Origin of the sequence: Citrobacter freundii complex sp. CFNIH2, from assembly GCF_002880615.1 — a bacterium.
GTDB lineage: Bacteria > Pseudomonadota > Gammaproteobacteria > Enterobacterales > Enterobacteriaceae > Citrobacter_A > Citrobacter_A amalonaticus_F.
On record NZ_CP025757.1, the window covers coordinates 1,565,508 to 1,579,020 of the forward strand.

The 13,513-nt window shown below is 54.2% G+C and carries 14 protein-coding genes; 3 read left to right on the top strand and 11 right to left on the bottom strand.

The window, feature by feature from the left end; genetic code table 11:
* Position 1 precedes the first annotated feature (1 nt).
* Positions 2-670 (bottom strand): methionine ABC transporter permease, encoded by a 669-nt coding sequence (locus tag WM46_RS07795; protein ID WP_054176650.1) that lies wholly within the window; start codon positions 668-670, stop codon positions 2-4.
* The gene (locus WM46_RS07800; RefSeq protein ID WP_061077363.1) at positions 663-1,685 is read right to left on the bottom strand and encodes a methionine ABC transporter ATP-binding protein; all 1,023 of its coding nucleotides are present in this window, start codon (positions 1,683-1,685) and stop codon (positions 663-665) included. The genes WM46_RS07795 and WM46_RS07800 overlap by 8 nt, the downstream gene beginning before the upstream one ends.
* Positions 1,686-2,208: 523 nt before the next feature.
* On the opposite strand from WM46_RS07800, the gene pykF reads away from it, so the two are divergent.
* Together pykF and lpp are read left to right on the top strand one after the other, a co-directional pair.
* On the top strand, positions 2,209-3,621 hold the full coding sequence (gene pykF, locus WM46_RS07810) for a pyruvate kinase PykF (protein ID WP_061077362.1): 1,413 nt from the start codon (positions 2,209-2,211) through the stop codon (positions 3,619-3,621).
* Positions 3,622-3,930: 309 nt separating this feature from the next.
* Positions 3,931-4,167: a murein lipoprotein Lpp gene (gene lpp / locus WM46_RS07815; RefSeq protein WP_001082307.1), complete on the top strand. Its 237-nt coding sequence runs from the start codon at positions 3,931-3,933 to the stop codon at positions 4,165-4,167.
* A 68-nt stretch (positions 4,168-4,235) separates the two neighbouring features.
* Here lpp and WM46_RS07820 read toward each other — a convergent pair whose 3' ends face one another.
* The 8 genes from WM46_RS07820 to WM46_RS07855 all read right to left on the bottom strand — a co-directional run bounded on the left by WM46_RS07820 (position 4,236) and on the right by WM46_RS07855 (position 12,191).
* Positions 4,236-5,231, bottom strand: coding sequence for a L,D-transpeptidase family protein (locus WM46_RS07820; protein ID WP_102601927.1), 996 nt, complete (start codon positions 5,229-5,231; stop codon positions 4,236-4,238).
* A gap of 98 nt (positions 5,232-5,329) precedes the next feature.
* Entirely contained in the window at positions 5,330-5,746 is a 417-nt protein-coding gene (gene sufE / locus WM46_RS07825) for a cysteine desulfuration protein SufE (protein ID WP_102601928.1), read from the bottom strand.
* A 12-nt stretch (positions 5,747-5,758) separates the two neighbouring features.
* Entirely contained in the window at positions 5,759-6,979 is a 1,221-nt protein-coding gene (gene sufS / locus WM46_RS07830; protein ID WP_102601929.1) for a cysteine desulfurase SufS, read from the bottom strand.
* A complete protein-coding gene (sufD, locus tag WM46_RS07835) occupies positions 6,976-8,247 on the bottom strand; it encodes a Fe-S cluster assembly protein SufD (protein WP_102601930.1) in 1,272 nt (423 codons plus the stop codon). The genes sufS and sufD overlap by 4 nt, the downstream gene beginning before the upstream one ends.
* Positions 8,222-8,968: a Fe-S cluster assembly ATPase SufC gene (gene sufC, locus WM46_RS07840; protein WP_043000844.1), complete on the bottom strand. Its 747-nt coding sequence runs from the start codon at positions 8,966-8,968 to the stop codon at positions 8,222-8,224. The genes sufD and sufC overlap by 26 nt, the downstream gene beginning before the upstream one ends.
* A gap of 9 nt (positions 8,969-8,977) precedes the next feature.
* Positions 8,978-10,465, bottom strand: a complete 1,488-nt coding sequence (gene sufB / locus WM46_RS07845) for a Fe-S cluster assembly protein SufB (RefSeq protein WP_102601931.1) — start codon at positions 10,463-10,465, stop codon at positions 8,978-8,980.
* Between the two features lie 8 nt (positions 10,466-10,473).
* Positions 10,474-10,842 (bottom strand): Fe-S cluster assembly scaffold SufA, encoded by a 369-nt coding sequence (gene sufA, locus WM46_RS07850; protein ID WP_061077356.1) that lies wholly within the window; start codon positions 10,840-10,842, stop codon positions 10,474-10,476.
* Between the two features lie 473 nt (positions 10,843-11,315).
* Positions 11,316-12,191 (bottom strand): LysR family transcriptional regulator, encoded by an 876-nt coding sequence (locus WM46_RS07855; RefSeq protein ID WP_102603797.1) that lies wholly within the window; start codon positions 12,189-12,191, stop codon positions 11,316-11,318.
* A gap of 124 nt (positions 12,192-12,315) precedes the next feature.
* On the opposite strand from WM46_RS07855, the gene WM46_RS07860 reads away from it, so the two are divergent.
* A complete protein-coding gene (locus WM46_RS07860; RefSeq protein WP_102601932.1) occupies positions 12,316-13,167 on the top strand; it encodes a Vmh family MBL fold metallo-hydrolase in 852 nt (283 codons plus the stop codon).
* Between the two features lie 68 nt (positions 13,168-13,235).
* Here the strand turns inward: WM46_RS07860 and WM46_RS07865 are convergent, their stop codons facing one another.
* Positions 13,236-13,424, bottom strand: a complete 189-nt coding sequence (locus WM46_RS07865) for a YdiH family protein (protein ID WP_061078028.1) — start codon at positions 13,422-13,424, stop codon at positions 13,236-13,238.
* Positions 13,425-13,513: the final 89 nt, after the last annotated feature.

The following is a 13,513-nucleotide window of genomic DNA, read 5'->3' on the forward strand; positions in this document are numbered from 1 at the left end:
ATTAGCGTTTATCTAACAGAGAAGTGATCACATCGCCGCAGAACTGGATAATGAAGACGATGACCAGAATCGTCACCGTCGCCACCAGCGTGACGTCGTTGTGGTTGCGCTGGAATCCTTCCAGATAAGCCAGATTCCCTAAACCACCTGCCCCGATCACCCCAGCCATCGCGCTGTAACTGACCAGCGCAATCAGCGTCACGGTGATACCGGACACCAGAGCGGGTGACGATTCAGGTAACAAAACCCGAAAAATTAAGGTACTCAGACGCGCGCCCATTGAACGAGTCGCTTCAATGACGCCCTTATCCACTTCACGCAGGGCGATCTCAACCAGACGTGCATAAAATGGCGCGGCGCCGACAATCAGCGCCGGTAATGCGGCATTGGCGCCAAGAATGGTGCCGACAATCGCTTTGGTAAACGGGATCAACAGGACGATCAAAATGATGAACGGGATCGAGCGGAAAATATTCACCACCAGCGAAATGCCGCTGTACAGCGCACGGTTCTGGAACAGCCCGCCGCGTGCGGTGAGGAACAGCGCCAGTCCGAGGACGATACCGAGAACAAAGGTCGCAATCCCGGAGAGCGCGGTCATGTATAGCGTCTCCTGGGTGGCAGCAAAAAGTTGATCCCATTTCAGATGGGGAAACAGATTCTCAGCCATGTTGAATCACCTCACCGTCAATGCCGCTTTTTTGCAGGTCATCCAGAATGTTGTTGAGTTGCTCTTCCGACGCCACCACGTGCAGCCACAGCTGGCCAAACACGCCGTGTGCCGTTTGGGTCATTTTGCCGTGCAGGATATTGAATGGCAGACCATAGCGCAGGGTCAGTTCACCGACGATCGGCTGATGCGTACTGTGCCCGGTAAAGGTTAACTTAATCACCGTACCGCCCAGTTCGCTCGCCAGTTGTGGGTTAAAAGCCTCTTCATCGGCATACTGCCCTACCTGGCGGACAAACTGACGGGTAATCGGCTGTTGCGGATGCGTGAAGACGCTCAGTACGTCGCCTTCTTCCACCACCTGACCGTTCTCCATCACCGCCACGCGATCGCAGATTTTGCGCACCACGTGCATTTCGTGGGTGATCAGCACAATCGTCAACCGGAAGCGGCGATTGATATCAAGCAGCAACTCAAGAATTTGATCGGTTGTCTGGGGATCCAGCGCCGACGTGGCTTCATCGCACAGCAACACATCCGGGCTGTTGGCCAGTGCACGCGCAATCCCCACGCGCTGTTTTTGCCCGCCGCTCAGCTGTGACGGATAGGCATTTTCGCGCCCCGTCAGCCCCACCAGCTCAATCAGTTCCGCCACGCGCGCCTGAATTTTTGCTTTTGGCGCGCCGGCGATTTGCATAGAAAAGGCGATGTTTTCACGTACCGTGCGCGACCACAGCAGATTAAAATGCTGGAAGACCATGCTGATTTTCAGGCGCGCCTGACGCAGCGATTCGCCGCGGGCGGCGGAAATCTCGTGACCGTTGATGGTGACACTGCCTGCGGTTGGTTTTTCCAGCCCGTTGAGCAGACGAATCAGGGTGCTTTTCCCGGCACCGCTGTAGCCAATAATTCCGTAAATCTGCCCCTGTTCCACGGTCAGATTGACATGATCAACCGCAGTAATGGATAGCCGGCCTGGCGTGAACACTTTCGAAATATTTTTCAGGACAATCATGTCGTTTGGGTATCCGCGGCTGCTTATTGTTATCCTGCCAGCGCTTTCGGCTATTTAGCAGTATGGATGTCCAAACGAGTGTAATCAGGGTAATGTAGATTTGAAATGATTTAAAAGTCATTTGTTATAACTCGAAGGAATAAGTCGGGTTGCGCAACACAGCCTGGTTTTTGCGTTTGCGCAATTGGCAGACACGACTTGTTTAATAACAATTTGTTGTGTAACTGCCTGGATGTATTCTGAAACACCGTTTCCATTTTCCTTTTGTGTCGATTTCAGCGTATAATGCGTGACAATTGTCACTTGAATGGTTTCAGCACATTGACCTGTCATACTCAGAGACTACAAAACGTCCCTTTTTGTCGGGCTGAACGACGAGCACACATTCCTCTGCACGCTCTATCGATGTCACCTATCCTTAGTGCGAGGCATCACAACTTTCGTAATACAGGTTTAGCTTCCAGGCAGTGCGTTCCGGAAGCCGGCTTTCCATATCCTTCTCAACTTAAAGACTAAGACTGTCATGAAAAAGACGAAAATTGTTTGCACCATCGGTCCGAAAACCGAATCTGAAGAGATGTTAACCAAAATGCTGGACGCGGGCATGAACGTCATGCGTCTGAACTTCTCTCACGGTGACTATGCAGAACACGGTCAGCGTATCCAGAACCTGCGCAACGTGATGAGCAAAACCGGCAAGAAAGCGGCAATCCTGCTCGACACGAAAGGTCCGGAAATCCGTACCATCAAGCTGGAAGGCGGTAATGACGTTTCCCTGAAAGCGGGTCAGACCTTTACGTTCACCACCGACAAATCCGTGGTCGGTAATAACGAAATCGTTGCTGTAACCTACGAAGGTTTCACCTCCGACCTGTCCGTCGGTAACACCGTACTGGTCGACGATGGTCTGATCGGTATGGAAGTCACCGCGATCGAAGGCAACAAAGTCATCTGTAAAGTGCTGAACAACGGCGACCTCGGCGAAAACAAAGGCGTTAACCTGCCAGGCGTTTCTATCGCCCTGCCGGCGCTGGCTGAAAAAGACAAACAGGACCTGATCTTTGGTTGCGAACAAGGCGTTGACTTTGTTGCGGCCTCTTTTATCCGTAAGCGTTCTGACGTGGTTGAAATCCGTGAGCACCTGAAAGCGCACGGCGGCGAGAAGATCCAGATCATCTCCAAAATTGAAAACCAGGAAGGCCTGAACAACTTCGACGAAATCCTCGATGCGTCTGACGGTATCATGGTTGCCCGTGGCGACCTGGGCGTTGAAATCCCGGTTGAAGAAGTGATCTTCGCGCAGAAGATGATGATCGAAAAATGTATCCGCGCGCGTAAAGTGGTTATCACTGCTACCCAGATGCTGGATTCCATGATCAAAAACCCGCGTCCGACTCGCGCTGAAGCGGGCGACGTGGCAAACGCCATCCTCGATGGCACCGATGCGGTGATGCTGTCTGGCGAATCCGCAAAAGGTAAATACCCGCTGGAAGCGGTCACGATCATGGCGACCATCTGCGAGCGTACCGACCGTGTGATGACCAGCCGTCTGGACTTCAACAATGACAGCCGCAAACTGCGCATCACTGAAGCCGTCTGTCGTGGCGCGGTGGAAACCGCTGAAAAACTGGAAGCACCGCTGATCGTGGTGGCCACTCAGGGCGGTAAATCAGCTCGCGCAGTGCGTAAATACTTCCCGGACGCCACTATTCTGGCGCTGACCACCAACGAAGTGACTGCCCGCCAGCTGGTGCTGAGCAAAGGCGTTGTGGCACATCTGGTAAAAGAAATCGCGTCTACTGATGATTTCTACCGTCTGGGTAAAGAGGTTGCTCAGCAGAGCGGTCTGGCTCAGAAAGGTGACGTTGTGGTGATGGTTTCTGGTGCTCTGGTACCGAGCGGCACGACTAACACGGCATCTGTTCACGTACTGTAATAATTCTCGTGTGAATTAATTCGATTAAAAAAGCGCCCTTACGGCGCTTTTTTTATTTTTCCAATAGCCACTATTAATAAAAAAGCAAATCGGATTGAGCTATCTAATTACAGATTATCTAAGACGAATCCGATGGAAGCAGCCTGTTTTCACACGGTTTTTTAGCCGTTTTTGCGCATTTCGATGCTTCTTTGAGCGAACGATCAAAAATAAGCGTCTTCTCATCAAAAAAATATTCTCAACATAAAAAAGTTTGTGTAATACTTGTAACGCTACATGGAGATTAACTCAATCTAGAGGGTATTAATAATGAATCGTACTAAACTGGTACTGGGCGCGGTAATCCTGGGTTCTACTCTGCTGGCTGGTTGCTCCAGCAACGCTAAAATCGATCAGCTGTCTTCTGACGTTCAGACTCTGAACGCTAAAGTTGACCAGCTGAGCAACGACGTGAACGCAATGCGTTCCGACGTTCAGGCTGCTAAAGACGACGCAGCTCGCGCTAACCAGCGTCTGGACAACCAGGCTACTAAATACCGTAAGTAATAGTACCTGTGTAATAGAAATGGCGCACATTGTGCGCCATTTTTTTTGCCTCGCGTTCTACCCTCCCGCTACTGCGTCTGCACCTCTTCCTGTACTGAGCCATTTTGCGCTGACTGAACGGCAGGTGTAGCCACGACAGTTGGCGTTTGCCCGGCAGAGACCGCCACCGGATAACCCGCCCGACGATACAACGCTTTATCCACCAGCCCGTCATCCACCTCGTTCGTCGCCTTAAACTGGCTGAACCCGGCAGGCAGCACATACGGCATCGTCTGCACGTTTTGTTCTTCTTCCGGCGACAACGGTCGATGGACCTCAACGTAGCGCAACCCGCTGGGCTCCACGGAATATTTCACCGGTTCATTAATCACTCTCACCGGCGTTCCTGTGCGAACCTGGGAAAACAGCGCTTTGATGTCCGGGGCGTTCATCCGGATACAGCCGGAACTGACGCGCAGACCCACGCTGTCTGGTTGACTGGTGCCATGAATGAGATACTCGCCATTACCGTGCGCCAGACGCAGTGCAAAGAGCCCCAGCGGGTTATTCGGCCCGGCGGGGACCACCGGCGGCAACGTAATGCCACGCTCCAGAGAGCGCTTACGAATGCCTGCTGTTGGCGTCCAGGTCGGATTCGGGATTTTCTGCCCAACGCGGGTTTCCATCACCGGCGTTTCCAGTCCCTGCAAACCAATACCGATCGGATAGACCTGAACGATATTTTCTCCCGGCGGATAGTAGTACAGCCGCAGTTCAGCCAGATTAACGATGATGCCTTCACGCGGCGCATCGGGCAGCAATAGCTGTGACGGGATCGTGACCAGAGTACCCGGCTTTGGCACAGGAGCAATGGTATTATTCGCCTCCAGAATGAGCATAGCGGCAGTATCAAAACGACGGGCAATGGCCTGAAGGTTCTTATCGCCTTCCTGCACCGTGTACAGTTGATTCTGTCCAACAAGACGACTGCCTGCTGGCGGTAAGGGATAATCCACCGCCCAGGCAGCCTGTATGACGCTGTAAGCGCCGATAAGCATTAGAGTAATAAGAGACGCGCGTTTCATACCCAACCTCCTGTATTCACTGGCATGGCCAGAATGCTGATGATCCTGTAAGACAGCCCGGCTGCCTTACCTGACAGGATGAAAGCTGTCTATTGAGTTTAGCTAAGCGTTGCGGCTTTGGTACGGATTGCGCGAATCATCGCTTCCAGCCCCTGCGAACGAGACGGCGTGAGATGCTGCGCGAGCGCCATGTGTTCAAACCACGGCCGCACATCAAAATTCACGATATCCTGAGCCGTCATCTGGTGATACAGAATGAAGACGACCGCAATCAGTCCTTTCACAATGGCAGCATCGCTGTCGCCCTGCAGCTCAATAACGCCTTGCGCATTCTGGCGCATCACTATCCAGACCTGACTCTGACATCCCTGAATCGTATTTTCAGGACAGCGGTCCGCTGCGGATATATCCGGCAGTCGCTGTCCCAGCTCAATGATGTACAGATACTTCTCTTCCCAATTAGCGCAACGCTGAAAATTACGCAACAATTTTTCTTTATCCGGCAGCGCAGCCATAGTGCCTCCCTGTTACCCCAGTAAGCGATGAATTCGTTGCAAGCCTGTCACCAGACGATCCACTTCTTCATGGGTGTTATACATTGCCAGCGACGCCCGGCACATCGCCGGTACCTGATAAAAAGCCATCAGCGGCATCGCGCAATGGTGTCCGGTCCGCACGGCAATCCCGTAATTGTCGAGAAAACTGCCGACGTCATAGGCGTGATGTTTCCCGAGATTAAAGGCAATCACGCCCAGACGGTCAGTGGGGCCATACAGTGTGAGATCCGGCACCGCCTTCAGTTGCTCCAGCGCGTAGTGCATCAGGTTCTGTTCGTATTCGCCAATCGCCTCCAGTCCCAGCGCTGAAACATATTCCAGCGCGGCGCCAAAGCCGATAATCCCGCCGGTATTCGGCGTTCCCGCTTCGAAGCGCCACGGCGCTTTCGTCCAGGTCGTACCCTCCGTCAGGCTGACGGTGGCGATCATCGACCCGCCCCCTTCCCACGGCGGCATCTGTTGCAACAGCGCCTCTTTGACATAGAGCACGCCAATGCCGGTCGGGCCATACAGCTTGTGGCCCGAGAAGACGTAAAAATCACAGTCCAGCGCCTGAACGTCTACCGGGTGGTGCATCACCGCCTGCGCTCCGTCCACCAGCACCTTCGCGCCATGCTGATGCGCCAGCGCGATCATTTCGGCGACAGGGTTTTCCGTACCCAGCACATTAGAGACGTGCGTTATCGCCAGCAGCCGGGTTTTCTCATCAAACAGGGTGGGCAGGATCTCGTGCTGCAATGTACCGTCGGCGTTCAGCGGGATCACCCGCAGCTCCGCTCCCACCCGCGCGCACAGCATCTGCCACGGCACAATGTTGGCATGATGCTCCATCTCACTGATGATGATGTTATCGCCCGCGTGGACGTTTTCTGGCCCCCAACTGTTGGCGACCAGGTTAATGCCTTCCGTCGTACCGCGCACAAACACCAGCTCTTCCGCAGAGCGTGCGTTGATAAACAGCGATGCCAGCTTGCGCACGTTCTCCATTTTTTCGGTAGCCTGAGCGCTGAGGGTGTGGATCCCCCGGTGCACCGCCGCATAGCCATGACGATAAAACTCGGCTTCCGCGTCAATCACCTGGGCCGGTTTTTGCGCGCTGGCAGCGCTGTCGAGATACGCCAGCGGCAGGCCATTCACTTCACGCGTGAGGACGGGAAAATCCGCACGTACGGTGTCGATAGGAAATGTCATGCTACACCTCCCGGCAGACGTTGGCCGATCCGCGCCAGCACCTGTTGTTTCAGCCCCTCGTCGCTCAACGCTTCCGTCAGTTCCGCGGCAAAGGCATAAAGGATCATCTGCTGCGCATCCCGCTGAGCAATCCCGCGCGAGCGCAGGTAGAACATCTGCTCATCGTCAATGCGCCCTACCGTCGCCCCGTGGCTGCACTTCACGTCATCGGCGTAAATTTCCAGCTGTGGCTTGGTATCGACTTCCGCGAGCTTCCCGAGTAGCAGATTGTTATTCGTCATCTGCCCGTCCGTTTTGATCGCATGTTGGGCAACGTTAATGAGCCCGTTAAATACCGCCCGCCCCTTATCGCTGACGATGGTTTTATGCAACTGTCGGCTGTTGCAATAGCCTTTGTTGTGCTCAAGCCAGGTGCGGGTATCGCAGACCTCATTTTTCACCGGCATCGCCAGACTGTTGATCCTGAGCGTTGTGTTCTCGCCGTTCAGTTGCGTGCTGGTGTTGTGACGCAACACCGCATCGCCGAGCAGAAAGCTGTGGCTGTGCGCCGACGCATCCGCCGCCAGCAAGATGTCGTTATGGGCGAAGTGATGGCTGAGCGGATTTTCAAATACCAGCTTGATGTGATGCAGGTGCGCGTTTGCCGCCACGTTCATGGTCAGGCGCGCGCCGGTGAAATGCCGGGCATCATTCAGACTGACGTAGTGCTCGATAACCGTCGCCTCTGCCCCTTCTTCCAGCTCAAGATGGTGGCGATAGTGCGCCGTGTTCACCTCTTCTGCGGATAAGCCCTGGGTGATGTGCATCAACAGCAGCGGTTTTGCCGGGCGATGGTTACGCTTAACGCGGATATGGGTCACGCTACGCGCCAGGCTTTCGGTGAGATGCAAAAACACTTCCGGTTGTACCGCGGCCGGCAGGGTCTGGCGCTCGTCGTTGATCGCCACCTCAAAGCCGCTGTTTTCCCAGCTGTCGCTGAGCGCCGGGTTGAACTGCCCGTCGACAAACACCAGCCGCAGTGCCTGCACGTTAAGCGCTAACGCATCGCGCTGCGCCGGGGTGACATCGGCATAACGACTGACGAACAGGCTGTTGCTGAGCCCTTCCAGCGGCGTGTATTTCCAGTTCTCATGTTTGCGCGTTGGCAGCCCCAGACGCAGAACCTGCTGGAGATGCTGTTGCGCCTGTTCAGACCGCGTCTCGCCCTGCGCTTCAAACAGGTGATGCCATTGTTGCAGCGCATTACTGCTGTTCGGTAAGCCAGCCATATCCCTGCTCCTCCAGTTGTTTGACCAGCGTGAAATCGCCAGACTTCACAATCCGTCCCTGATACAGGACGTGGACAAAATCCGGCTTGATATAGTCAAGGATGCGCTGATAGTGGGTGACAATAATGAACGAGCGCTTGCCGTCCCGCAGTGAGTTAACCCCATCGGCAACGACTTTGAGGGCATCGATATCCAGCCCGGAATCCGATTCATCGAGAATGCACAGTTCCGGCTCGAGCACCGCCATTTGCAGAATGTCATTACGTTTCTTCTCGCCGCCGGAAAAGCCGACGTTCACCGAGCGGGTTAACAGGTCTTCCGGCATCTTCAACAGAGCGATTTTCTCTTCCATCAGATCCTGAAAATCGAAGCGATCAAGCGATTCCTGGCCGCGATACGTGCGCACGGCATTAAGCGCCGTTTGCAGGAAAAACTGATTGCTGACGCCGGGGATTTCTACCGGATACTGGAAGGCCATAAAAATGCCTTCCCCTGCTCTCTCTTCCGGCGCCAGATCGAGCAGGTCTTTCCCTTTAAACATCACCGACCCGCCGGTGACCTCGTAATCTTCACGCCCTGCCAGCGTCGCAGAGAGCGTACTTTTCCCGGACCCGTTCGGCCCCATAATGGCATGCACTTCCCCCGGACGAACCTCAAGGTTCAACCCACGCAGGATGGCTTTCTCTTCCACACTGACCTGTAAATCTTTAATCGTTAACATGTTGCTTCCTTAACCGACGCTGTGTTCAAGGCTAATGGCTAATAATTTTTGTGCTTCGACGGCAAACTCCAGCGGCAACTCGGAGAACACGTCTTTACAGAACCCGTTGACGATCATCGAGATCGCATCTTCTTCGCTGATACCGCGCTGCAGACAATAGAACAGCTGATCTTCACCAATCCGTGAGGTGGTCGCTTCGTGCTCCAGCTGCGCGCTGTTGTTGCGGCATTCGACATACGGGAAGGTATGCGCTCCGCAGTCGGCGCCAATCAGCATCGAGTCGCACTGGGTAAAGTTACGGGCATTGGTGGCGGTCGGCATGATTTTGACCAGTCCACGGTAGCTGTTCTGACTGTGTCCGGCGGAAATCCCCTTCGAAATAATGGTCGAGCGGGTGTTCTTGCCGATGTGGATCATCTTGGTGCCGGTGTCCGCCTGCTGATGGCCGCTGGTTAACGCCACCGAATAAAATTCGCCGATGGAGTTGTCTCCGCGCAGAATACAACTGGGGTATTTCCAGGTAATGGCTGACCCCGTCTCCGACTGCGTCCACGACATTTTGCTGTTCTCACCCTCGCACAGCGCGCGTTTAGTCACGAAGTTCAGAATGCCGCCGGTATTGTTATCGCCAGGGAACCAGTTCTGGACGGTGGAGTATTTCACCTCGGCGTCTTTGTGGATGATGACCTCCACTACCGCCGCGTGCAGCTGATAGCTGTCGCGAACCGGCGCAGAGCAGCCTTCGATATAGCTCACGTAGCTGCCTTCATCCGCCACCAGGATCGTGCGTTCAAACTGCCCGGTCTTTTCGGCGTTAATGCGAAAATAGGTCGAAAGCTCCATAGGACAGCGCACGCCTTTCGGCACATAGATAAAGGTGCCATCAGAAGCGACCGCCGCATTCAGCGCGGCGAAGAAGTTATCGTTACCGGGTACGACAGTGCCGAGATACTGCTTAACCAGTTCAGGGTGATCGTGAATCGCCTCGCCGAAGGAGCAGAAAATGATCCCCTGTTCCGCCAGTTTTTCACGATAGGTGGTGGCGACCGAGACGGAGTCAAAAATGGCGTCAACAGCCACTTCACGACCTTCGCGTACCGGCACCCCAAGTTGTTCAAAGGCGGCTTCCACCTCTTTACTGAGAAACGCGTTCGCCCCGGTTTGCTGTACCGCCCCCGGTTCCGAGGTGCAGGTCTCATCACAATTCCCGCACGACGGCGCGGAATAGTAGCTGTAATCCTGATAATTCAGCTTCTCGTAGTGCGCCTTCAGCCAGTGCGGCTCCGGCATGTCGACCCAGGCTCGGTATGCATTGAGGCGAAACTCCAGCATCCACTCTGGTTCATTGCGTTTGGCCGAAATGGCGCGTACCACCTCTTCGTTGATCCCTTTCGCCAGCTCATCCGTTTGCAACTGGGTAAAGAAACCCTCTTTGTAATTCAGGGGGCCGCCGGTCCAGGTTTTGACATCGTCAGTTGCTTCAGTATTACGAGACATAGTACCGCCTATACCCCAAAGCTTTCGCCACAGCCGCATTCGTTCTGGGCTTTCGGGTTATGAAATTTGAATAACTGGTTTAATCCTTCGCGGACGTAATCCACTTCCGTACCGTCGATAAACGGCATCGCCTGAAGCGGGACATAGAGCTTCGCGCCCTCAACGTCGAACAGCAGATCGTCTTTTTCCGGCTCGCTGACGGTATCCAGCACATAGCCAAAACCTGCGCATCCCGTCTGCTTAACGCCCAGGCGCACGCCCAGCATGCCCGGCTGCTTTGCGACCAGTTCGCGAATATGCGCCGCTGCCGCAGGGGTTAGCGTCAATCCGCGCCAGGCAAAATCGTCCGGATTAAATGTTCCTGAATGCAATTCCATAAGGTTACCTCGCATAATGAGCCATCAGGCTATAACACCATGTTAGTGATAACGATTCTCACTTCAACCCCTCAACAGCAGGGGCATTACGGTGTTTCACCCGTTTTGACCACTTTTATTAAGCATAGACCCTGCCACGCGGGTTAAAAGGAATGGATGAATTTGTTCAATATATTGATTAATAATGACTTTAGCGTCTGTCATCGACCAGACTGGTCAAAACAGTAAAGATGTATAGAAAATGACTATTTCAGGGATAGGAATGACGTGAGAAGAGTGAAAGCACAGAAAAACAAAACCCTTAAGGTTGTCAGTAACAGCCTTAAGGGTTCCGGCCCCACCCGGCGCTTATCTCCGGCACTCACGATGGCTTAGCTCTTGAAGGGGCGATAAGAATAGTCTCATATTGCCGAAGGTCATTTTTAACACAAATTGCTATCCGCAATTTTATAAGCCAGATCAATTCATTGGCTTTACGGCATCGCGGTCTGGATCGCCTCCAGAAACAGCCGAAGCCCGGCGGGCTGATGTTCACGGGAAAGATACAGACCGTACACGGCAAGGCGTCGGGGTTGCAGTGTCGGCAGCAGGCGAACCAGTCGTCCCTGAGCCAGCCCTTCACGCGCTTCCTTTTCCGGCACCAGCGCGATCCCCATGCCTGCCAGCGCGGATTCACAAAGCAAAGACGAGATCCCGGCACTCAGATTCCCCTTGATCGCCACCGAGACCGCCTCGCCCTGCTCGTCGAGAAAATGCCACGACTTTCCTGCAAACCCACTGTAATACAGACAGTTATGCTGAGCGAGATCCTCCAGCGTCTGCGGGGTGCCGTGCTGACGCAGATACGCCTCTGACGCGCAGAGAACCGACTCGCAATCGCCAAGTCGGCGGGCAATCGCGCCAGGCTCTGGGTTATCGGTAATACGAATAGCGACATCAATACGTTCACCAACCAGACTGACCGGCTGATTGTTTATCTCAACCTCAATGCGCAGTTCAGGATAGCGCGCTAAAAATCCCGGCAGCACCGGGGCGAGAATATGCATTGCCGTAAAGTGCGCACAGGCGACGCGTAGCGTTCCGCCGGGAATGTCTGCCGCCGCCGACGCGCCAATCGCCTGCGAGAGCTGCGCCAGCGTTCGCGTCTTCACCAGCGCCTCTTCCCCGGCAGGGGTAATTGTCAGCCTGCGCGAGGTGCGATGAATCAGCCGCGCCCCGGCCCATTTCTCCATCTCATCGAGATAGCGGCTCACCATCGGTCGGGAGAGACCCAGCGCCCGCGCCGCCGCACTCAGGCTGCCTAAATCGCAGATATGATTGAATACCGTCGCCGCCATCACTCTGTCCATCGCCACCCCATCCGATCGTTTTATGAAACTCAGCATGTTCTGATACGGGAATTCTAACAGATCCCAATTTCCTTAAAATACAGGCCACACACAAGACCATTTCATCTGCATAAGGTTATCCCACATGAAAAGTAAACTGCTGGCCCTGTTGCTGCCTGCTGTCGCCTCACCGCTGTTTGCCGCGCCGCTGCAACTTGACGTCTATAACCCGCAGGAGAACGCCATTTTCCCTGTCTCCTCAACGTTGGTATCGGGTCCGACGGAAGCGATATTGTTTGATGCGCAGTTCAGCACGAAAGACGGTGAAAAGCTGGTGGAGATGATTAAATCCCGCGGCAAAACGCTGAAAACCATCATGATTACCTCCGGCGATCCGGATTTCTATTTCGGTCTGCAGCCGATTGTGAAAGCCTTTCCTGGCGCGAAGGTACTGGCCACGCCGCAGGTTGTTGAGCATATTCGCGCAACCAAAGAGGCTAAGTTGCAGTACTGGGGACCACAGATGAAAGAGGGGGCGCCAACGGCGCTGACCGTCCCGCAGGCAACCACAGAAACGCGTTTTCGCGTCGATGGCGAAACGCTGGAACTGCGTCATCCCAATGATTACGCGGCCTATGTTTGGGTACCAGCGAATCGGGCCATTCTCGGCGGCACGGGCGTGGCGTCAGGCATTCACGTCTGGACCGCTGACACCCAGACACCGGCGCAACGCGCATCATGGCGTCATGTCCTGACTGAAATGGACAGCCTGCAACCTGCACAGGTCATTCCGGGTCATTACCTTGGTGAGCGCCCTGAAGGCGATCGGGCCATCCGCTTTACGCAGGATTACCTGCAATCGTTCGAACAGGCGCTGACGGCAAAGAAAGGTTCAACCTGGGTCATTCACACGATGAAAACCGCATGGCCGGGGCTGGCAGAGGAAAGTTCGCTGGAATTGAGCGCGAAAGTGAATTCAGGCGAGATGGCGTGGTAATACCGCCAGTGAGAAACAAAAAAACCCGACACGAATGTCGGGTTCTCTTTACGTTAACGATCGCTGAATCAATGAACGCCAAGGCGCCAGGCAAAGTAGATCTCTTCTTTTAATTCGGTGGAAGAGAGCGTCAGTAAATCGGCAAATTCCAGCTCAAGCTGTTTCAGTCTTTTGAGATATTGGGCTGGAGAGAGCGCGGTTTTATCGCGACGTAAAAACTCAATTGCCAGTTGGGCCGGGTCTAGTTGGCTAGTCATATCATCCTCGCTTATGGTCAAAACCTGCACAGTATATCACCTTTTACTGCGCAGATTATGACCAAAAGCAATAGAGATCACATTTTATT

What these genes read in the sequence shown, in the direction of transcription:
- WM46_RS07795 (WP_054176650.1), bottom strand. Translation starts at nt 670, where the DNA reads ATGGCTGAGAATCTGTTTCCCCATCTGAAATGGGATCAACTTTTTGCT.
- WM46_RS07800 (WP_061077363.1), bottom strand. Translation starts at nt 1,685, where the DNA reads ATGATTGTCCTGAAAAATATTTCGAAAGTGTTCACGCCAGGCCGGCTA.
- pykF (WP_061077362.1), top strand. Translation starts at nt 2,209, where the DNA reads ATGAAAAAGACGAAAATTGTTTGCACCATCGGTCCGAAAACCGAATCT.
- lpp (WP_001082307.1), top strand. Translation starts at nt 3,931, where the DNA reads ATGAATCGTACTAAACTGGTACTGGGCGCGGTAATCCTGGGTTCTACT.
- WM46_RS07820 (WP_102601927.1), bottom strand. Translation starts at nt 5,231, where the DNA reads ATGAAACGCGCGTCTCTTATTACTCTAATGCTTATCGGCGCTTACAGC.
- sufE (WP_102601928.1), bottom strand. Translation starts at nt 5,746, where the DNA reads ATGGCTGCGCTGCCGGATAAAGAAAAATTGTTGCGTAATTTTCAGCGT.
- sufS (WP_102601929.1), bottom strand. Translation starts at nt 6,979, where the DNA reads ATGACATTTCCTATCGACACCGTACGTGCGGATTTTCCCGTCCTCACG.
- sufD (WP_102601930.1), bottom strand. Translation starts at nt 8,247, where the DNA reads ATGGCTGGCTTACCGAACAGCAGTAATGCGCTGCAACAATGGCATCAC.
- sufC (WP_043000844.1), bottom strand. Translation starts at nt 8,968, where the DNA reads ATGTTAACGATTAAAGATTTACAGGTCAGTGTGGAAGAGAAAGCCATC.
- sufB (WP_102601931.1), bottom strand. Translation starts at nt 10,465, where the DNA reads ATGTCTCGTAATACTGAAGCAACTGACGATGTCAAAACCTGGACCGGC.
- sufA (WP_061077356.1), bottom strand. Translation starts at nt 10,842, where the DNA reads ATGGAATTGCATTCAGGAACATTTAATCCGGACGATTTTGCCTGGCGC.
- WM46_RS07855 (WP_102603797.1), bottom strand. Translation starts at nt 12,191, where the DNA reads ATGGACAGAGTGATGGCGGCGACGGTATTCAATCATATCTGCGATTTA.
- WM46_RS07860 (WP_102601932.1), top strand. Translation starts at nt 12,316, where the DNA reads ATGAAAAGTAAACTGCTGGCCCTGTTGCTGCCTGCTGTCGCCTCACCG.
- WM46_RS07865 (WP_061078028.1), bottom strand. Translation starts at nt 13,424, where the DNA reads ATGACTAGCCAACTAGACCCGGCCCAACTGGCAATTGAGTTTTTACGT.